The sequence below is a fragment of the Planctellipticum variicoloris genome (assembly GCF_030622045.1).
Taxonomy (GTDB): Bacteria; Planctomycetota; Planctomycetia; order Planctomycetales; family Planctomycetaceae; genus Planctellipticum; species Planctellipticum variicoloris.
Map to the genome: position 1 here is coordinate 5,087,769 of NZ_CP130886.1, position 16,331 is coordinate 5,104,099.

The following is a 16,331-nucleotide window of genomic DNA, read 5'->3' on the forward strand; positions in this document are numbered from 1 at the left end:
AAGAAGAGGACGCGGAGCGTCCGAAGCGAGCATTCCCAGGCGACGCCTGGAAACGAGGGAAGCGAGCATCACTCATCACTCATCACTCATCACTCATCTCTCACCTCAGGCTGCGGGTCGCCCGCTGACAGATTCGCAAGGTCGCGGGATCGTCGCTGCCGCTCCGCCATGACTCGCAGACTCCCCGCACCCAGTCCGGTTGCGATTTTGAGGCGTCATTCAGCCAGTTGGCGACGGAATCCTGCACGTACTTGGAAGGATCGGCCTTCAACGGCGCCAACAGCGGCAGGGCCAGTTCCGGCTCCTCCTTGAGAACATCGATGTGTCGACACCAGACGCCACGCGGACGTGTCACTTCGACCGCAAACCGCCTCACGTTGGCCGATTTCTGCTTCGTCCAGTTCTGGAGAGCTTCTAACGACCGCCGGATGTCCTGGGCGATGTGCGGTCGGACAGCGAGCCAGGCCCATTCCCGGACGCCGAAGTGAGAATCGTCCGCCAGCGGCCGAATGTGCGCCAGCCGCTGCTTGAGCGTCATGTCCGGCGCGCAAGCCACCACATACGCCCCCCAGCCGCGGACCGTGTCCGACGTGTGTCCCGTCAACCGGCGCAGGACATCGAGTCCGCCATGAGCGTGCAGCAGCCGGCCGGCCGCCGACATTCGACCGGTGATTCCATCTTCGGGATCAATGGTCGCCAGGACGTCTGCGGGGAGTTCCGGCGCAACGGCTGCGAGCAGTTTTTGAAAGTCAATTGCCAGCCCTTCAACGAGGTTGGCGCTCTCCAGCGAACCGTTGCTGAGCCCCCGCAAAATCTCCGCCGGAATCTCACTCCGTCGCCGGGCTCCCTTGCGTGGCATTTTCTTCTTCCGCTCTTGACCTGATCCTTCAGAATTCCATCCTCCGAGATTACCCATCCCAAAGCCACGCCCCAAGGGCTCCCGGTTAACGTCAAGGACGAGCCAGACCGCACTCCCCGCCCCGTCAACTCTGTTCATCGGCGCAGCATGTGGCATCCACGCCCAACCCATCGCAGAGTCTGCACCGTGGCCGCCCCCGGCGGCTGACTTCAATCCACTCGACGCGTCTTCCTTATCGTCATCGCCGCAGAAAGTGGCATCCACGCCCAACTCATCTCAGAGTCTGCACCGTGGCCGCCCCTGGCGGCTGACTTCAATCCACTCGACGCGTCTTCCTTATCGTCATCGCCGCAGAAAGTGGCATCCACGCCCAACCCGTCTCAGAGTCTGCACCGTGGCCGCCCCCGGCGGCCGGCCGGCTGGACGGGTTTGGGGGCGTGCGGTAAGATACACGTTGTTTCCAGGATACTGGAAGTCGTGTCTGTCGCCGCCGGAATCCCAGGAGTTTCCGATGTCGTCTGCTGATCCCGCGCCGCTCGCCCGCCGTCAGTTCGCCAGCGACAACTATTCCGGCATGTGTCCGGAGGCGTGGGAGGCCCTGCAGCAGGCTAATTGCGGGCACGCCCCCGCCTACGGCAACGACGCCTGGACCGCGCGGGCGTCCGACCTGCTGCGCGAGCTGTTCGAAGTCGACTGCGAAGTCTTCTTCGTCTTCAACGGCACCGCGGCGAACTCGCTGGCGCTGGCGTCGCTCTGTCACTCCTACCACAGCATCATCTGTCACGAACTGGCGCACATCGAGACCGACGAGTGCGGCGCTCCGGAATTCTTCTCGAACGGAACCAAGCTGCTGCTGGTTCCGGGAGCGGAGGGGCGCGTCGAGCCCGAAGCCGTCGAGCGCACGGTCAAAAAGCGGAACGACATTCACTTTCCGAAGCCGCGCGTGCTGAGCATCACGCAGGCCACCGAACTCGGGACGGTTTACTCGCTCGACCACCTCCATGCAATTCAGGAGACGGCCCGTCGGCATCACCTGGCCCTGCACATGGACGGCGCCCGGTTTGCGAATGCACTGGCTTCCCTGAACGTCGCCCCGAAGGAGATCACCTGGAAGGTCGGCGTGGATGTCCTCTGCTTCGGGGGCACGAAGAACGGCATGGGAGTCGGCGACGCGATTCTGTTCTTCCGCAAAGAACTGGCCGAGGAATTCGGCTACCGCACCAAACAGGCCGGCCAGCTCGCTTCCAAGATGCGGTTTCTCTCGGCTCCCTGGGTCGGCCTGCTGCAGTCCGGGGCCTGGCTGCGGAACGCCGCCCACGCGAACGCAATGGCGGCCCGGCTGCAGGGCCATCTGGCTCAGCTCGACGGCGTCGAGTTCATCTCAACCCGGCAGGCGAATTCGGTCTTCGTCCGCTTTCCCGAAGCTGTTCGCTCGGCGCTGTCCGAACTCGGCTGGAAGTTCTACACCTTCATCGGCGCCGGCGGCGTCCGTCTGATGTGCTCCTGGGACACGACCGAAGCCGAAGTCGACGCACTGGCCGCCGATATCAGGTCCGCATGGACCTCTTCCGCCCGCGGAATGGAATAAATCGGCAACTGCTAACGTCCAAACAGTTCGTGCGCCCGATCCGCCAGCAGCAGCAGGATCGTCGCCAGCCCTCCGACGGCGGCAACCAGCGCTCCGGCGGTTCCGAGACGCTGCACGTGCGCCCCGGCGCGCTGATCCGGAATCAGCGAGGCCATCACCCGCAGCGCATGATGGAAAAACTCCGCCACCAGCATGCCGGTCAGCGCCAGCGACAGCGCCACCCATTGCCACGCGGCCAGGCCGAACACGCCGCACACGACCAGAATTACACAGTCCAGGAACAGATGAATGCACAGAGTGCTGTCACGCTGCAGTCCTTCCCTCAGACCATGTTCCGCATCGACCAGATGCTGCCGCCAGGAGGGACGGCGCGAACGGACCGGCCAGGGAGCGCTGTTCGTCCCGGCCGGCTGATCCGATTGGCGAAGGCTGTTGCGAGTGGCGGACACGGCAAAGTCCCCGATGACTGTTCCAAGTCTCAATCGCGCGGGCGGCGCCCGCAGCAGTCCAGTACGTCGCTTTTCTGCGACCCTCGATGCCCGCACCGCGGCCTCGCAGGTCAGTTCCCCATTCCCGTCCCCAGCAGCGAGCCGAGTTGCGGCGAACTGAGCTGGTTTTTCGAACCCAGACGCGGTTCCAGGGACAGCATCACCCCCACGTTGTTCTTGCTGGCGTCGTAGTTCAGACCGCAGTGAATCAGGAAATCCGCCCCGACCCGAGTGATCGACAGCGCCTGCCCCCGATTCCGACCTTCTCCCAGGTCATACGCCGTCGTCGCTGTCGACACCCACTTGGGGCTCATCGCATAGCTGTAGCTGGCGGTCAGAATCTGACTGTCGAGCGACGGTCCGGCCTTGATCTGTCGCAGCCCCAGATACACGCTGCCTCGCAGGCTGCGTTGCGACTGTACCCCCAGATTCCAGAGTTGCTGACCGGTATCGAAGAAGTCGAACAGACTGTTGGCGACCACTGTCGTCCGGTCCCCCACGGCCCATCGCAACCGCGTGCTGAACAAACCGAAGTCTTCGTCGAAGTTGTCGCGACCGGCGTTCGGAAAATACGACACGTATTGATCGAACGTCAGCCAGTCTTTGATCCGCTGCCGATCGGGCGGCCCCACCTTCGTCTGCAGCCGGTGGCTCCAGCCGAATCGCAACACCTGCTGGCTGTCGACCAGCTCGCTGTAAGGCGCCGTTACGCTGGTCCCCGCCCCCGACCGGACGGCGTAAAACCGCGGATCGAGCTGCCCCGGAAGCACGCCGCCGAACGTGTTGTCGACCAGTCGCTGACGGAACCGTTCCTGCGCGTCGTCGTCAAACTCGTTCCACTGCGGAATCGTCGACAGATCCCGACTCGAATCGGCAAACGAATAGTCCGCGTCGAAGCTCACCTTGTGCGCCAGGCCGTTCAGATTGAACAACGAGTTCTGCACCAGCGGATAAATGCGGGTGAACATGATGTTGGCCCGCACCCCCGCCCGTCCATACAGGCGGTCAATCGACTGCGACGTGAAGCCGTCGCTCCAGTACGCCGCCTCGCCCATCGCATAAGGCGTCAGGTTGAGCGCCCCGAGATCCAGCGGCATCTCGAGCTCGTGCCGGGACGTCGCCACCATCCCCTCCGCATCCACGTAGTACGGCAACGGCGTGAAAATATCCTGCGGATCGGTCGGCGGTTTCGCCTGGTTGAGCTGTGCGTAGCCGAGCATCGAGTGCGATGACCAGTTCAGCAGCCCGCCTAGCAGCGGCTCGCCCAGCCCGTAAATGTCCCCGCGCGGCATCCACTGCGTATTGTTCTCGAACTGATTGACCTGAGGTCGCGCCAGCAGCGACCACGCCCAGGCATCCCCCTGCTGCTTCAGATAACCGAGCGTCTCCTGGTCCTTGCCCCGGTCGAACTCGTTCTCGAAGTACTGTTCGAGATAGTTCCGGTCGCTGACGTACCCCGCCTCCCCTTGGAACAGCAGGTTGTTGCTGAAGTAGTGCTGATGCTGCCAGTGCAGCCGGCCGCGGTTCGGATCGGGCGGCCGCAGGTCGCGCCGTCCCAGGCCCAGATTGTCCGTCCCGCCGTCATTGACGTACGTCGCCAGTCCGTTCCCGAGAAACTCGTTCCCGAACGGATCGAGCCCGCGGTAGTTGCCGTTGGTCCCCACCACCGGACCGCGCCGGCTCAGGTAGTCGAGCTGCAGACCCCATTTGACGTTCTGCGGACGTTGCATGCCGAAAAGCTGAAACGCATCCCAGCTCGTCCGGACCTGTGTCCCGAAAATCCTGTCCTCGCTGAAGTTGAATCCCTGCAACGGAATATTCGGATCTTCCGCGGGCGCGCTGGCATACGGCGAATAGAACAGCGGCACCTCGTCCACCAGAAACGTCGAATTCAGCGTCGTCACCCACGGATGCCGCTCCGCGATCGGCTCGCCGGTAATCGGATCGTATTCCGGCGGCCGCTGATTGCCCCACGGCGACCAGTCCCGTTGCTCCAGAAACACGTCCGTCGACTGCAGCCGATAGCCCGGCTTGCCGTACTGACTGGTCGAGACCCAGGCGTTCTGAGCGTGGAAATTGTCCTGCGACAGTTGCTGCAACCGTTCGGCCCGGATTCGCAGCATCGCCCCGAACTCCGGCAGTTCGGACCGCAGATCGGCGTTAAGAATCAGCGCCCGGTACTCGCGTGCGTCGAAGAACGCCCGATCGGCCCGGATCACGTTGTTCCCCTGCCGCACAACGATGTTCCCCTCCAGGTAAATCTGATACTTGGCATCGCGCGGTTGAACCATGTCAGGCGAGAAGTCCGACGGTCCGAATGCGTCGGTGAAGACGACGACTCGATCCGCCGACAGATCGACAGTTCCAATCTTCTCCATCCCCATCCCCTGCAGCCCCGACAGGGCGCCGCTGGGAAGTTCGGCATCCAGGCCGTCAATCAGAAAATTCACCCCCCCCGTGATCACTACCACCTGCTCGGGAGGCGTCGTCGAAGTGAGCTGCCGGCTTTCGATGTTGTAGGGCACCGCGCTGCGCGAAAAAACTCGGATGCGACGCAGGTTGTCCTGAGGCTGAGGCAGGAACAGGTTCTCCGGGGCCGGATTGATCGGCGCCAGCGGGTCGACCGTAAGCTGAGTCTGAATCAGCCTGGCCCGCGTGCCCCGCTCCTGGCGGGCGACGGCCCGCTGGTAGAGCGGCTCCTGATCTCCCGTGTGGTCGGTGATCCGACCGGTCGACGTCAGCGACACGCCCCGATTCGTGGTCAGCTCGACCAGCAGCGAAGACTCCGTCCGGTTCCCCAGGTCGCTCGTGACCTGCACGTCGTCCTCAAGATAAACCGACAGGCGGTCTTCAACCCCCGCGGGCGTCTCGGCCTGCCGCGACCAGATCACCATCTGTCGCGCGGCAAAGACTGTGCTCCCCTGAATCACTCGACATCGACCCCGGAAGATGCCGATATAAGCGTCGCCCTCCTGCCACTCCTGCGACCATTCCGCTTCCACGGTGATCGGCGACATCAGTCCCGGATCGGCGGTGTCTCCCTGCAGGGGCGTGCGGACGAATGCCACAACCGCCGCCATAAGCATGGCGCCGGCCAGCATCAGCCCGATCGTTCGCAGGTAAGATCTGCGCCCCGTCACGGGGACTCCTGCAGCGGACGTGGCTATCGACGTCGACCGGAGCTGGCGATGGGAGTCCGTTCCCCGTTCCAGCCCCGCGAGCGGCAGATTCCGCCCATTGTCGAGGGGGGCGGATTATAGGTGTCGATTCGCCAAGGTGTCAATTTGGCTTACCGACCCGCAAAAAACGCGATAACCCTCCACGGTGTCGTCGGTTACGCGCATTACCGAGTTTCGTCTGTCAGCCTTCGCAGAGGCGATCGCAGAGGCGATCGCCGAGGCGGTGTGAAACGACCTCGCCGGGAAACGCGAACCCGAAGAATTGTCGCCCGCGTTTCACGCGAACTCCCCCCCGGACCAGAACGCCTCAAGTGCCGCCAGCCATGCGTCGGCCGTCGGCTGCCGCAACGCAGTCAACATCGCCGTCAGCAGTCGGACCTGTCGCCCAGTCACCGGAATGGCGGCCCCCGGTCGTGGCGTCTGCGGAATCAGTCGCACCATCAATCGCCGCTGCAGCTCCTGCACCCCTTCGCCCGTCACCGACGAAACAGGAAGTGCCCCCGCCGGCCGGAACTCTCCCCAGCGATCGGGCAGATCGGACTTGTGCGCGACGATCACGGCATCGGGATGTCCCGCCAGCAATTCGAGATCCGCGGGCGTCGCCGGCTGACTGACGTCGATCAGCACGAGCACCAGATCGGCCCCCGCAACCGCCTCGCGCGCCCGCGCCACACCGACCGCTTCGAGTTGTTCGTCAGCCTCCCGTAATCCCGCCGTATCCGCGAGGACTACCGGCCAGCCCTCAAAGGCAGTCTCGCCGGTGACGACGTCGCGGGTCGTTCCCGGTTGATCGAACACGATCGCCCGCTGATAGCCGAGCAGCGCATTGATCAGACTCGACTTCCCCACGTTCGGCCGCCCGGTCAGCACAATCCGCCACGGCTCCGCCAGATGCCGACCAAAGCATTCCCAGCGAAGCATTTCAGCGATTGCCTCGGCCGCCTGGCGGCGTTCGTCGTTGCCCCAGCTCAGCCTGCGCCAGCCCCTGGCCGACGCCAGCAAGCCCCCCGTGAGCTGTTCCAGGAGAAACTCCACGGTCCGCCGCGTCGAGGTCCGCGACAATGCCATCTGCAATTCGGCCTCCAGGCCGCTGGTTCGCTGCGACTGCTGCACCTGCCACGAGACTTCCCGCCCGCCTGCGGCCACCAGATCGCCCACGATCCGCCGCACGGCCGCAACGCCGCCGTGACAGTGGACCTCCAGTTCCTCCTCAGCCGTCCGGCAGACTACGACATCCTCAACGGCTACCGTCCCCCATTGACCGTAAACGATGCGATGCAACGGCTGAGCAGTCAGCGATTGCCCGCTGGCGGCTCGGAACAGTCCGCGCGCCGCCTCGTCAAGAACGTCAGCGGGACCGCACCAGCGGACTGTCGCGACTGCGCCGCGCCCGACGGGAGTCAGGACCGCGACCGAACTGACCGGTTCAGACATCAGAGGCTCGCTCCTCGTTCCGATGCCAGGCGCACAGCGCCAGCCCGTGCATCGCCAGCGACGGGAAGTAACGCGCCTCGGGGAACATCTCCGTCAACAGCCCCCCGTCGCCCCCTGTGAGGACCAGACAGGGAGAGTGCGCCAATCCTGTCTCGGCAGTCATCCGTTGGACCAGTTCGCGGACCGCCCCGGCAAAGCCCCACCGCAGCCCGCTTTGCATGGCTGCCCGAGTATTCCGGCCGATGGCCGCAGGCGCGTCGCCGCGCAGTTCTTCCGGCCCCAGCCACGGCAGGAGGGCCGTGTATTCATGCAGCGCGCGGGCGCCCAGCGCCAGACCCGGCAGAATAGCTCCTCCCGCGAAGGCCCCCGCAGGATTGACCACGTCGATATTGATGGCCGTTCCGGCGTCGACGATCACCGCCGAAGTTCCGGCCGGCCGGAACTCATTCACTGCGACCGCATTCAGCAGCCGGTCCAGTCCGACTCGTTCGGGAACGTCGACATCGACGTCGATCGGAAGACTCGTGAAGTTCCGGATCACCAGCGGAGCCGGCCAGCGCTGGTTGGCCCAATCCCGCTGCAACTGCTCGATGATCGCCGGGTGAGAACCGCCGATCACCGTGGGGAGCATCTCCCCCCCGGCCCAGCGAGCGAGCAGGTTCCAGGGAACGGAACCGGAACGAGGGATCGCCGTAAATTCCCGGCACTCCGGCCAGCGGCGGTCCGCCCGGCGCTCAAAGAGGCCCAGCTTGATACGGGTGTTCCCCACATCAATCGCGACGAGCGGCCGGTCCGGCTCCAGGGGGTCGCTCACGACGCCACTTTCCATCACGGTCAAGATCTGCTGCTGAAGGCTGAAAAAGTCTCTGACGGGCGTCTCCCGCCCTCAGACGTTCTAACAGGATCGGAAATCACAATACAGCGGTCCGCCCGGCAGCGGGGTCTGCCCGAACAGGCCGAGAGCTGGAACGGACGGTCTGATTGTGCGGAAAAACAGGTCTGTGACGACTGGCGCGGGCTCGAAGCAGGCATCGAGTTTTCGTGCTCCGCAAACTGCGGGGGATGCTCAGCCGTTGCGGGACAATCGCCGAAAAAAACGCTAGGCTAGTCTCGGAACGCCCTGCCAGCCGCCCGCCGGTCAGCCGCGGGCCCCGCCTGTAAATTCATTCGTCATCGAGAATTCGAGGTTCCCCATGAAGACGTTGTCGCTCGCTCTGCTCGCCGTCGCCGCACTGACCAGCTCCGTCGAAGCCGGCCGCGGTCGCGCCGCCGCCAATTGCTGCCCCACGCCGGTCGCCGCCCCGACTCAGGGCTGCTGCTACTCGATTCTCCCGTACCACATCGCTCTGCAGCGGGCGGCCGACGCCGACAAGGCCGAGGCGCAGGTCAAGGAACTGCACGCTCAACTGGCCCAGTTGAAGCAGGAACTGGTCGCTGCAAAGGACGACAAAGCCGCCGCTCTCAAGCGGGCTGACGAAGCCGAGGCCAGGGCCGTCGCCAGCCAGCAGCAGGCGGAAGAACAAACGAAGCTCGCCGCCGCCGAAAAGGCCAATGCCGACGAGTCGGCCAAGCAGGCCGCCAACGCGAAAAAGGCCGCCAAGCAGGCCAAAGACGAAGCCGCCGCCAGCAAGGCGACGGCCGACACCGCGGTCGCCGACGCGAAGACCGCACAGGAAGCCGCCGCGAAGTCCAACGCAGCCGCAACTCAGGCGCAGGAAGCCGCCGCCAAGCTGCAGGCCGAGAACAACACGCTGAAGCAGTCCCTCGCCGACCTGCAGAAGAAGCTCGACGACATGGCGAAGGCCAAGGAAGAACAGCCCGCCAAGAAGGAAGAAGCTGCTACGGTCGAAGACAAGAACGATACCCCCAAGGAGCCCGAGTCGCTGTAACTCGGCGATTCGACAGATTCGAACTTCAGAGCCGGCCTCGCAACTGCGAGGCCGGCTCTCTTTTGGGTTGGCAGTGGTCGACGGTTGCAGCCGCGGCCCCCTCTCGATCGCCTCGATCGCCTCGGACGTCCGGCCGGCGCCGACGGTCCCTTTGAAAAACTGCAATCCAGTGTGAGTCAACCCACAGAGCCCTGTGCCGGTCCGCGGCTACTCTTGCACGAGAGTCGTCGACGTTCCGCCACGGAGCCGCATGCCATGCCACGCTGCCTGTTCGGCCTTCCCCTCTTCCTGCTGGCTGGTCTCGACGGTCAGGCCGCCGAACCGGCCCGCGGTTTCGCGGTTGTCGAACTCTTCACCTCCGAAGGCTGCAGCAGTTGCCCCCCTGCGGACAAGGTCTTCGCCGATCTCGCCCGGCGGGGCCGCGAAGGAGAACCGATTTACTGCGTCGGCTTCCACGTCGACTACTGGGACAATCTGGGCTGGAAGGACGAATTCGCCGACAACGCGTTTACGCAGCGGCAGCTCGGCTACATGCACAAGCTCAAGGTCGACGACGTCTACACACCTCAGACGATCGTCAACGGCACGCGCCAGTTTGTCGGATCCCGCAAAGCGGAGGTCGACACCGCGGTCGACGAGGCGTTGCAGTCGCCCGCCGTGCTGCGCCTGACGCTGATTCCCGAACTGGCCTCCGACAGCAAATCATTGACGCTCAAATACGCCACCCGGGCCGACACGAAACCGCTGTTTCTGAATCTTGCCATTACGCAGTCGGCTGCGGAAAACGACGTCAAAGCGGGCGAAAACAAAAATCGAAAACTGCAGCATGTCGCCGTCGTGCGGAAGTTCCAGGTGGTCGCCGAACCCAAAGGCGTCGCGCAAGGAACCTGGAAGGTTGCGATCCCCGAAGATCTCGACCCGACGGAAGCCACATGCATCGGCTACCTGCAGAGTCGCTCGACGTTCCGCATCGTCGCCGCAACCGCCGTCCCGCTGAAGAAACCAGCCCCGTAGGGTCCGCTCCGCGGACCTTGTCTTTCCGGCGGTCGTGTCCCCCGCGAACGCCGTTCGTCGGGGACCGATGCCGCCCGTATCCCGTGCCCCGCAGGAGTCTCGCCATGCCTCGCACATCCGTTCTTTCCCGTCGCACCTGGCTTTGTCTGACGCTGACCGCCTGCGTCGCTTCATCAGCCATCGCGGCCGACAAGCCGCCGGCCGTCGGCGAGACCGCTCCCAATTTCACCCTCAAGTCCACGGGCAAAGAGTCCGTCGAACTGAAGAAACTTCTGGAGAAGGGGCCAGTCGTCCTCATCGTCCTGCGCGGTTTTCCAGGCTACCAGTGTCCGGCCTGCAACGCGCAGGTTGGTCAGTTTCTGGGCAAGGCGAAGGACTTCGAGGCCGCCGGAGCAAGCGTTGTGTTTGTGTATCCGGGGCCGATGCGGAACCTTGCGGCGAAGGCCGGTGAGTTTCTCGGGGACCGCAAGCTGCCGGGGAACGCGACCCTGCTGCTCGACCTCGACTACAAGTTCACCAACGCCTATCGCCTGCGCTGGGACGCCCCGCGGGAGACCGCCTACCCCTCGACGTTCGTAATTCAGCCGGACGGCAAGATCACGTACGCGCTGATCAGCCAGACCCACGGCGGCCGGGCGAATGTCGACGAAGTCTTGAAGGCGTTGACGACAAAGTAGAACGGTCGCGGGGCATCGGGTGGCCGGGGGCAGGAGCGTCTTCGCGATGCCCCGGTCACGATGAACACACAGTGGAGGGAAGAACGCGAAAATCCCCCATGCCCGTCATCGTGTCAACCTGTCCGCGATCCGGTGTTTGCAGCTTTCTGCCTGAAACGTCTCTCGGTTTTCGTGCCGCGGATTTCGGGGCCTGAGGATGTGGTCGCTTCCGTTCGGTCGGGCGGAGGCTTACACTCCTTCGGACTGCTCTGGGAACGCTCGCGAGGCATTGATTGCTGCGCACGGATGGGTGCAGGAAATCGAAATCGCGAGCGGCCAGGGAGTCGCCGCCGAACGATCCCGCCCGCAATCCACCCCCAGGAGCCCGGCATGCCTGCCGCCCCCGCCCGTCTGAGCGCCGCCCAGTGGCTGATCTGCGTCATCGCGGCAATCGGATTCGCGTTCGACATCTACGAACTCCTCATGCTGCCGCTGATCCTCCGGCCGGCGCTCGCCGAACTGGGAGGGATTGCTCCCGGGACCCCGGAGTTTGCACGGTGGCTCGGCCTGATGTTCTATGTCCCGGCCTTTGCCGGCGGCATCTTCGGCCTGCTGGGCGGCTATCTGACCGACCGCCTCGGCCGACGGCGCGTCCTGACCTGGAGCATCCTGCTCTATGCGTTCTCGGCCTTTGCGGCCGGGTATTCGACCAGCCTGGGGATGCTCCTGTTTTTCCGAACAACCACGTTTATCGGCGTCTGCATTGAGTTCGTCGCCGCGGTGGCCTGGCTGGCGGAGTTGTTCGATGATCCGAAGCAGCGAGAGAAGGTTCTGGGATACACCCAGGCATTCTCGTCAATCGGCGGACTCCTGGTCGCCATCGCCAACAGCCTGATGATCATGTACTCCGCAAAGCTCCCGGGCATCGTTCTGCCGGAGTTCCTGAATCTGGGCGTTGTGAAAGACGCCCATGCGGCTTGGCGCTACACGCTCATGTCCGGCCTGATTCCCGCGATTCCCCTGATCATCATCCGGCCGTTTCTCCCCGAGTCTCCGAAGTGGGCGCAGAAGAAGGCGGCGGGGACGCTCCGCCGGCCGAGCATCGCCGAACTGTTTTCGAAGGACTTGCGCGGCACCACGATTGTGACCACGCTGATGTTTGCCTGCAGCTACGGCGTCGCCTTCGGCGCCATTCAGCAGATTCCCCAGATCGTGCCGGGCATCAATGCGGTGCAGGCGGAAATCAAAGAGAAGTCCGCAGGCAAACCGGCCGATGCCCAGAAGAAAATTGCGGGCGTCACGATTCAGCAGAAGGCCGCCGAATACACGAAAGCTCAGGAAGTCGGCGGTCTGGTGGGCCGATTCGCGCTGGCGATCATCGTCGTCTGGTTCGCCAGCCGCCGCACGCTGCTGCGGGTCTTCGTCGGACCGGGCCTGATTGCGATGCCGTTGATTTTCCTGGCGTTCGCAGGCGGCCAGGAATCCACGTTCTTCACGATGGACATCAGCATGATCCCCGGCATGCACAACTTCAGCGTCTCGACGCTGGGGATCGCCATTTTCTTCGCCGGCTTCTTCACCGTCGCCCAGTTCAGTTTCTGGGGCAACTACCTCCCGCACGCCTACCCGATGCACCTGCGCGGCACCGGTGAAAGCTTTGCCGCCAACATCGGCGGCCGGATGATCGGAACTTCGTTCGCCGCACTGACGCCGCTGGTCGCCGGGATGAGCTTCGTGCCCGGCGGATCGCCCGCAGCCAAGTTCGCGTACGTCGCCGCAGGCATCGCAACGACGCTGTTTGCGATGAACTTCATTTTGTCATTCTTCCTGCCGGAGCCGAAGCACTTCGGGGACGAGTAGACGAAAGTCGGCCCACAGTGAGGGAGATGCGGGACGTCTGCCATCACGACTTCGGACTTTACGGTCAGCTTGCGGCTGACTAAACTCCGACAGGAAGGGGTGCGCCAGTTCAGATTCATCCGGGAAAGGTCAGCTACCGATGTCCCCATTGGCCGTTGAGCCCTTGCCTGAATACGAACTACCGCCTGTCATTGAGGTGGTGATCGGGGCTCAGTTCGCGCCGATTGCCGGATTTCTGCCGACGCATCTGGGACTGTTCTGGCAGGAAATCCGACGGGAGTATCCGGCCGTCGAAGTGGCCGCGCCGTTGGCGCCAGTCGTGGAACGTACCAATTTTCGTTCAGCGACAGAACTGAGCCAGGTTGAGGTCGCTGCGGTTCCGCCACTGCCTCGAATGTTCTTTATTGACGCGACGAGTACTTGGCTCTTGCAGCTTCAGCCAGACCGATTTCTGCAAAACTGGCGAAGATCTTCGGGCGATCAGCAGTACCCCCGGTTCCCCGCTGTGCGACAGCGATTCTTGTCAAGCTGGAGTCGTCTGTTCGAATTCTGCGGGCATCAGGAACTCGCACCTCCCGAAGTCAATCAACTGGAAGTCACCTACATCAATCACATTGAAGCAGGAGAGGGGTGGCAACCGGCTGTAGGAGTGTCGGAGGTCTTCCGAGATTTCCGCTGGGACAGTAACGCTCGTTTCTTGCCGGTTCCGGAGGCGATTGCGTGGAAAGCATCATTTGCTCTGCCCCGAGATCATGGACGCCTTCATGTCTCGGTTCGTCAGGCCGTACGCCGGACCGATGACGCCCCTGTTTTGTTGTGTGAACTCACGGCACGCGGCATGCCATTGGACCGCCAAACCGAGGCAATAGCGGCATGGATCGACTTGGCTCGTGAGTGGATTGTTCGTGGCTTTACCGACATAACGACCGATGTGGTCCAGCGGAAGCATTGGAAGCGGAAAGCATGACGATCGCGACACTGCCTGAGCTCAATTACAAACTCGCCAACGCGTCATGGGAAACCGACGAATGGGCAGTTGGCCCTGCACGGTCTGGAAGTCAATTGGCAAAAGCGGAATCGATTCATCGGTCTGCCAGTGCCACGACAATGCAGGCCAGGTTTTTGATTCCGATAGAGGTAGAGCCCGATGCGTTGACTGCTTTACCCCGAAGCGTCTCCGAGCCCATTTCCGAACTTTCGATCTTCGTCTTGATCTCGCGCAAACCAACCCGTCACGTCAGGCTCCACGTCCGCAGCCGCACGCCATGGACTGCCAATCCGATCGCGCCCGGTGAGGATGACTGAATCGTGGTCGATCTCGCAGCAGAGTATCCCTGGTATCGCATCGTTCGAGATAGCAGCCTCGAGCAGGGAGACATCCTGCGAGACTTTGAGATTCCGGATCTGTCGCGCTCCTTTGGCCCCGACGGATCGGACTACGACGTCGAATTGCAGGTCTTGGACGTTGTGGTGATGACGCAGAGTTGCGATCTGGAGCATGGCAAGGCCCGCAGCGTCGTCCTCTGCCCCGTCGTAGCGCTGCGAGATTTCGTCGCGGCGGCATTGTCCCGCGGCGAACAACACTGGGGAGGTCGAAACATTCCAAGCGATCTCAGTCGTGGCAATATTCCTGGCTATCACCTGTTGAACGACCTTGTTCACGACGACTGTCAGCTCCCGGTGTCGATCGTCGACTTTCACGAGATTTATGCAGCATCGACACCGCAGGTCAAAGAATTCGCCGCAACTAAGGTTCCCAGGCTCCGCTTGTGTCCACCCTACAAAGAACACCTTGCACAGAGTTTCGCCCGATTCTTCATGCGAGTCGGTCTCCCATCTGGAATTGCTCCTGAGAAGTTGAAGAATCTCAGACCTTGAGCGAGAGGTCCCCGGCAAATTCTGGCCGACACAGTCCCTTCTCGCTGAGCCTCCGGTTACACTGACATCCATCCTCGTTGATGGATGTCCGCCGCCGCTCATTCGCAGGAGCCTGCCCGATGTCTGCCCCGTATCCCGCCCCGGACCGCCGGGAGTTCCTCAAGTCTTCCACCCTCGCCGCCGCCGGCCTCATTGCCCCCAGCCTGTTTGTCGGCGGCGCCGTCGCTCAGGACGCTCCGTCGGATGCCCTCAATGTCGGCGTCATCGGCCTGGGGCGCGGCATGGCTCACGTCGACACCCTCCTCAAAGGAGGCAAGGCCAAGCTCAGCTACGTCTGCGACGTCGACCAGCTCCGCCTCGAACGGGGCATGAAGACGATCGAGGCCAAGGGGGCGCCGGCTCCGACGCCGGTCCAGGACTTCCGCCGCCTGCTCGACGACCCCAAGCTCGACGCCGTCTTCATCGCGACCTGCAACCACTGGCACGCCCCCGCGACAATCCTCGCCTGTGCCGCCAACAAGCACGTCTACGTCGAGAAGCCGGGCAGCCACAACGCCCGCGAAGGGGAACTGATGGTCGCCGCCGCCCGCAAGTACAAGCGGACGGTCCAGATGGGGAACCAGCGCCGCAGCTACCCCGCCATGATCGACACGATCGCCAAACTGAAAGACGGCGCGATCGGCGACATCCTGTATGCCCGCTGCTGGTACGACAGCGCCCGCACCACCATCGGCCACGGCAAACCCGCTCCGGTCCCGGAGACGCTCGATTATTCCCTCTGGCAGGGACCGGCCCCCGAACGTCCCTACGTCGACAACCTCGTCCATTACAACTGGCACTGGCGCTGGCACTGGGGCGGCGGCGAGATGGCCAACAACGGCATCCACACCCTCGACATCGCCCGCTGGGGACTCGGCGTCGAATACCCGACGAAGGTCAGCTTCTTCGGCGGACGCTACCACTTCGACGACGATCAGGAGACTCCCGACACGGCCACGGCCGTCTTCCACTTCGGCAATAAGGGCTGCACCTGGGAAGGGAGCAGTTGCCATCCCCGCCGCCCGGACAAGAACGGTTTCGTCAATTTCTACGGCAGCGAAGGCTCGATGCACGTCGAAGCCTCAGGCGGCCACACGATTTACGACTTCTCCGGCAAAGAAATCAGCAAGGCCCCCGGCAAGGGGAACGACCTCGACCACGTCGGCAACTTCCTCGAGTGCATCCGCAGCGGCAAAACGCCGAACTCGGAAATTGAGATCGGCCAGAAGAGCACCCTGCTGTGCCACGTGGCCAATATCTCCTACAAGACCGGCCGGGTGATCAGCCTCGATCCGGAAACACACCAGATCACCGGCGACGCCGAAGCCGCCAAGCTGTGGGAGCGCGAATACCGTCCGGGCTGGGAACCGAAGGTCTGACCGGCCGCGGCAGGATGCTCCGTTGCAACTGCAGATGCCGCTGAGACTTACCATCAGCGGCATCTGAT

14 protein-coding genes are annotated in these 16,331 nt (G+C 63.4%); 9 read left to right on the forward strand and 5 right to left on the reverse strand.

The features are described from left to right. Nucleotides 1-100: 100 nt before the first annotated feature. Nucleotides 101-859, reverse strand: coding sequence for a DNA alkylation repair protein (locus SH412_RS19780; RefSeq protein ID WP_336519742.1), 759 nt, complete (start codon nt 857-859; stop codon nt 101-103). A gap of 511 nt (nt 860-1,370) precedes the next feature. On the opposite strand from SH412_RS19780, the gene SH412_RS19785 reads away from it, so the two are divergent. After that, a complete protein-coding gene (locus SH412_RS19785) occupies nt 1,371-2,447 on the forward strand; it encodes a threonine aldolase family protein (RefSeq protein WP_336519743.1) in 1,077 nt (358 codons plus the stop codon). 11 nt (nt 2,448-2,458) lie between these two features. Here SH412_RS19785 and SH412_RS19790 read toward each other — a convergent pair whose 3' ends face one another. From SH412_RS19790 to SH412_RS19805, 4 genes are all read right to left on the reverse strand, one after another. Beyond that, nucleotides 2,459-2,896, reverse strand: a complete 438-nt coding sequence (locus tag SH412_RS19790) for a diacylglycerol kinase (protein ID WP_336519744.1) — start codon at nt 2,894-2,896, stop codon at nt 2,459-2,461. A 110-nt stretch (nt 2,897-3,006) separates the two neighbouring features. Continuing rightward, nucleotides 3,007-6,075, reverse strand: a complete 3,069-nt coding sequence (gene lptD, locus SH412_RS19795) for an LPS assembly protein LptD (RefSeq protein WP_336519745.1) — start codon at nt 6,073-6,075, stop codon at nt 3,007-3,009. A gap of 315 nt (nt 6,076-6,390) precedes the next feature. Next, the gene (locus SH412_RS19800) at nt 6,391-7,548 is read right to left on the reverse strand and encodes a GTPase (protein ID WP_336519746.1); all 1,158 of its coding nucleotides are present in this window, start codon (nt 7,546-7,548) and stop codon (nt 6,391-6,393) included. Then, nucleotides 7,541-8,362, reverse strand: coding sequence for a type III pantothenate kinase (locus tag SH412_RS19805; RefSeq protein ID WP_336519747.1), 822 nt, complete (start codon nt 8,360-8,362; stop codon nt 7,541-7,543). The genes SH412_RS19800 and SH412_RS19805 overlap by 8 nt, the downstream gene beginning before the upstream one ends. 379 nt (nt 8,363-8,741) lie before the next feature. On the opposite strand from SH412_RS19805, the gene SH412_RS19810 reads away from it, so the two are divergent. The 8 genes from SH412_RS19810 to SH412_RS19845 all read left to right on the forward strand — a co-directional run bounded on the left by SH412_RS19810 (nt 8,742) and on the right by SH412_RS19845 (nt 16,263). Then, nucleotides 8,742-9,437, forward strand: a complete 696-nt coding sequence (locus tag SH412_RS19810) for a hypothetical protein (RefSeq protein WP_336519748.1) — start codon at nt 8,742-8,744, stop codon at nt 9,435-9,437. A 255-nt stretch (nt 9,438-9,692) separates the two neighbouring features. After that, entirely contained in the window at nt 9,693-10,451 is a 759-nt protein-coding gene (locus SH412_RS19815) for a DUF1223 domain-containing protein (protein ID WP_336519749.1), read from the forward strand. A gap of 104 nt (nt 10,452-10,555) precedes the next feature. After that, nucleotides 10,556-11,128 (forward strand): peroxiredoxin family protein, encoded by a 573-nt coding sequence (locus SH412_RS19820; RefSeq protein ID WP_336519750.1) that lies wholly within the window; start codon nt 10,556-10,558, stop codon nt 11,126-11,128. Nucleotides 11,129-11,497: 369 nt separating this feature from the next. Further along, nucleotides 11,498-12,967, forward strand: a complete 1,470-nt coding sequence (locus SH412_RS19825) for an MFS transporter (protein WP_336519751.1) — start codon at nt 11,498-11,500, stop codon at nt 12,965-12,967. Nucleotides 12,968-13,106: 139 nt separating this feature from the next. Next, nucleotides 13,107-13,934 (forward strand): TIGR04255 family protein, encoded by an 828-nt coding sequence (locus SH412_RS19830; protein ID WP_336519752.1) that lies wholly within the window; start codon nt 13,107-13,109, stop codon nt 13,932-13,934. Beyond that, nucleotides 13,931-14,272 (forward strand): hypothetical protein, encoded by a 342-nt coding sequence (locus SH412_RS19835; protein WP_336519753.1) that lies wholly within the window; start codon nt 13,931-13,933, stop codon nt 14,270-14,272. Before SH412_RS19830 ends, SH412_RS19835 begins: the two co-directional genes overlap by 4 nt. A gap of 3 nt (nt 14,273-14,275) precedes the next feature. Then, nucleotides 14,276-14,845, forward strand: a complete 570-nt coding sequence (locus SH412_RS19840; RefSeq protein ID WP_336519754.1) for a hypothetical protein — start codon at nt 14,276-14,278, stop codon at nt 14,843-14,845. Nucleotides 14,846-14,964: 119 nt separating this feature from the next. Next, complete coding sequence (locus SH412_RS19845) at nt 14,965-16,263, forward strand: Gfo/Idh/MocA family protein (protein ID WP_336519755.1); 1,299 nt, start codon at nt 14,965-14,967, stop codon at nt 16,261-16,263. The last annotated feature ends 68 nt before the right edge of the window (nt 16,264-16,331 follow it).

Bases quoted from the DNA above. Each gene is read 5' to 3' on its own strand.
- SH412_RS19780 (WP_336519742.1), bottom strand. From the start codon at position 859: ATGCCACGCAAGGGAGCCCGGCGACGGAGTGAGATTCCGGCGGAGATT.
- SH412_RS19835 (WP_336519753.1), top strand. From the start codon at position 13,931: ATGACGATCGCGACACTGCCTGAGCTCAATTACAAACTCGCCAACGCG.
- SH412_RS19830 (WP_336519752.1), top strand. From the start codon at position 13,107: ATGTCCCCATTGGCCGTTGAGCCCTTGCCTGAATACGAACTACCGCCT.
- SH412_RS19825 (WP_336519751.1), top strand. From the start codon at position 11,498: ATGCCTGCCGCCCCCGCCCGTCTGAGCGCCGCCCAGTGGCTGATCTGC.
- SH412_RS19810 (WP_336519748.1), top strand. From the start codon at position 8,742: ATGAAGACGTTGTCGCTCGCTCTGCTCGCCGTCGCCGCACTGACCAGC.
- SH412_RS19800 (WP_336519746.1), bottom strand. From the start codon at position 7,548: ATGTCTGAACCGGTCAGTTCGGTCGCGGTCCTGACTCCCGTCGGGCGC.
- SH412_RS19820 (WP_336519750.1), top strand. From the start codon at position 10,556: ATGCCTCGCACATCCGTTCTTTCCCGTCGCACCTGGCTTTGTCTGACG.
- SH412_RS19845 (WP_336519755.1), top strand. From the start codon at position 14,965: ATGTCTGCCCCGTATCCCGCCCCGGACCGCCGGGAGTTCCTCAAGTCT.
- SH412_RS19785 (WP_336519743.1), top strand. From the start codon at position 1,371: ATGTCGTCTGCTGATCCCGCGCCGCTCGCCCGCCGTCAGTTCGCCAGC.
- SH412_RS19815 (WP_336519749.1), top strand. From the start codon at position 9,693: ATGCCACGCTGCCTGTTCGGCCTTCCCCTCTTCCTGCTGGCTGGTCTC.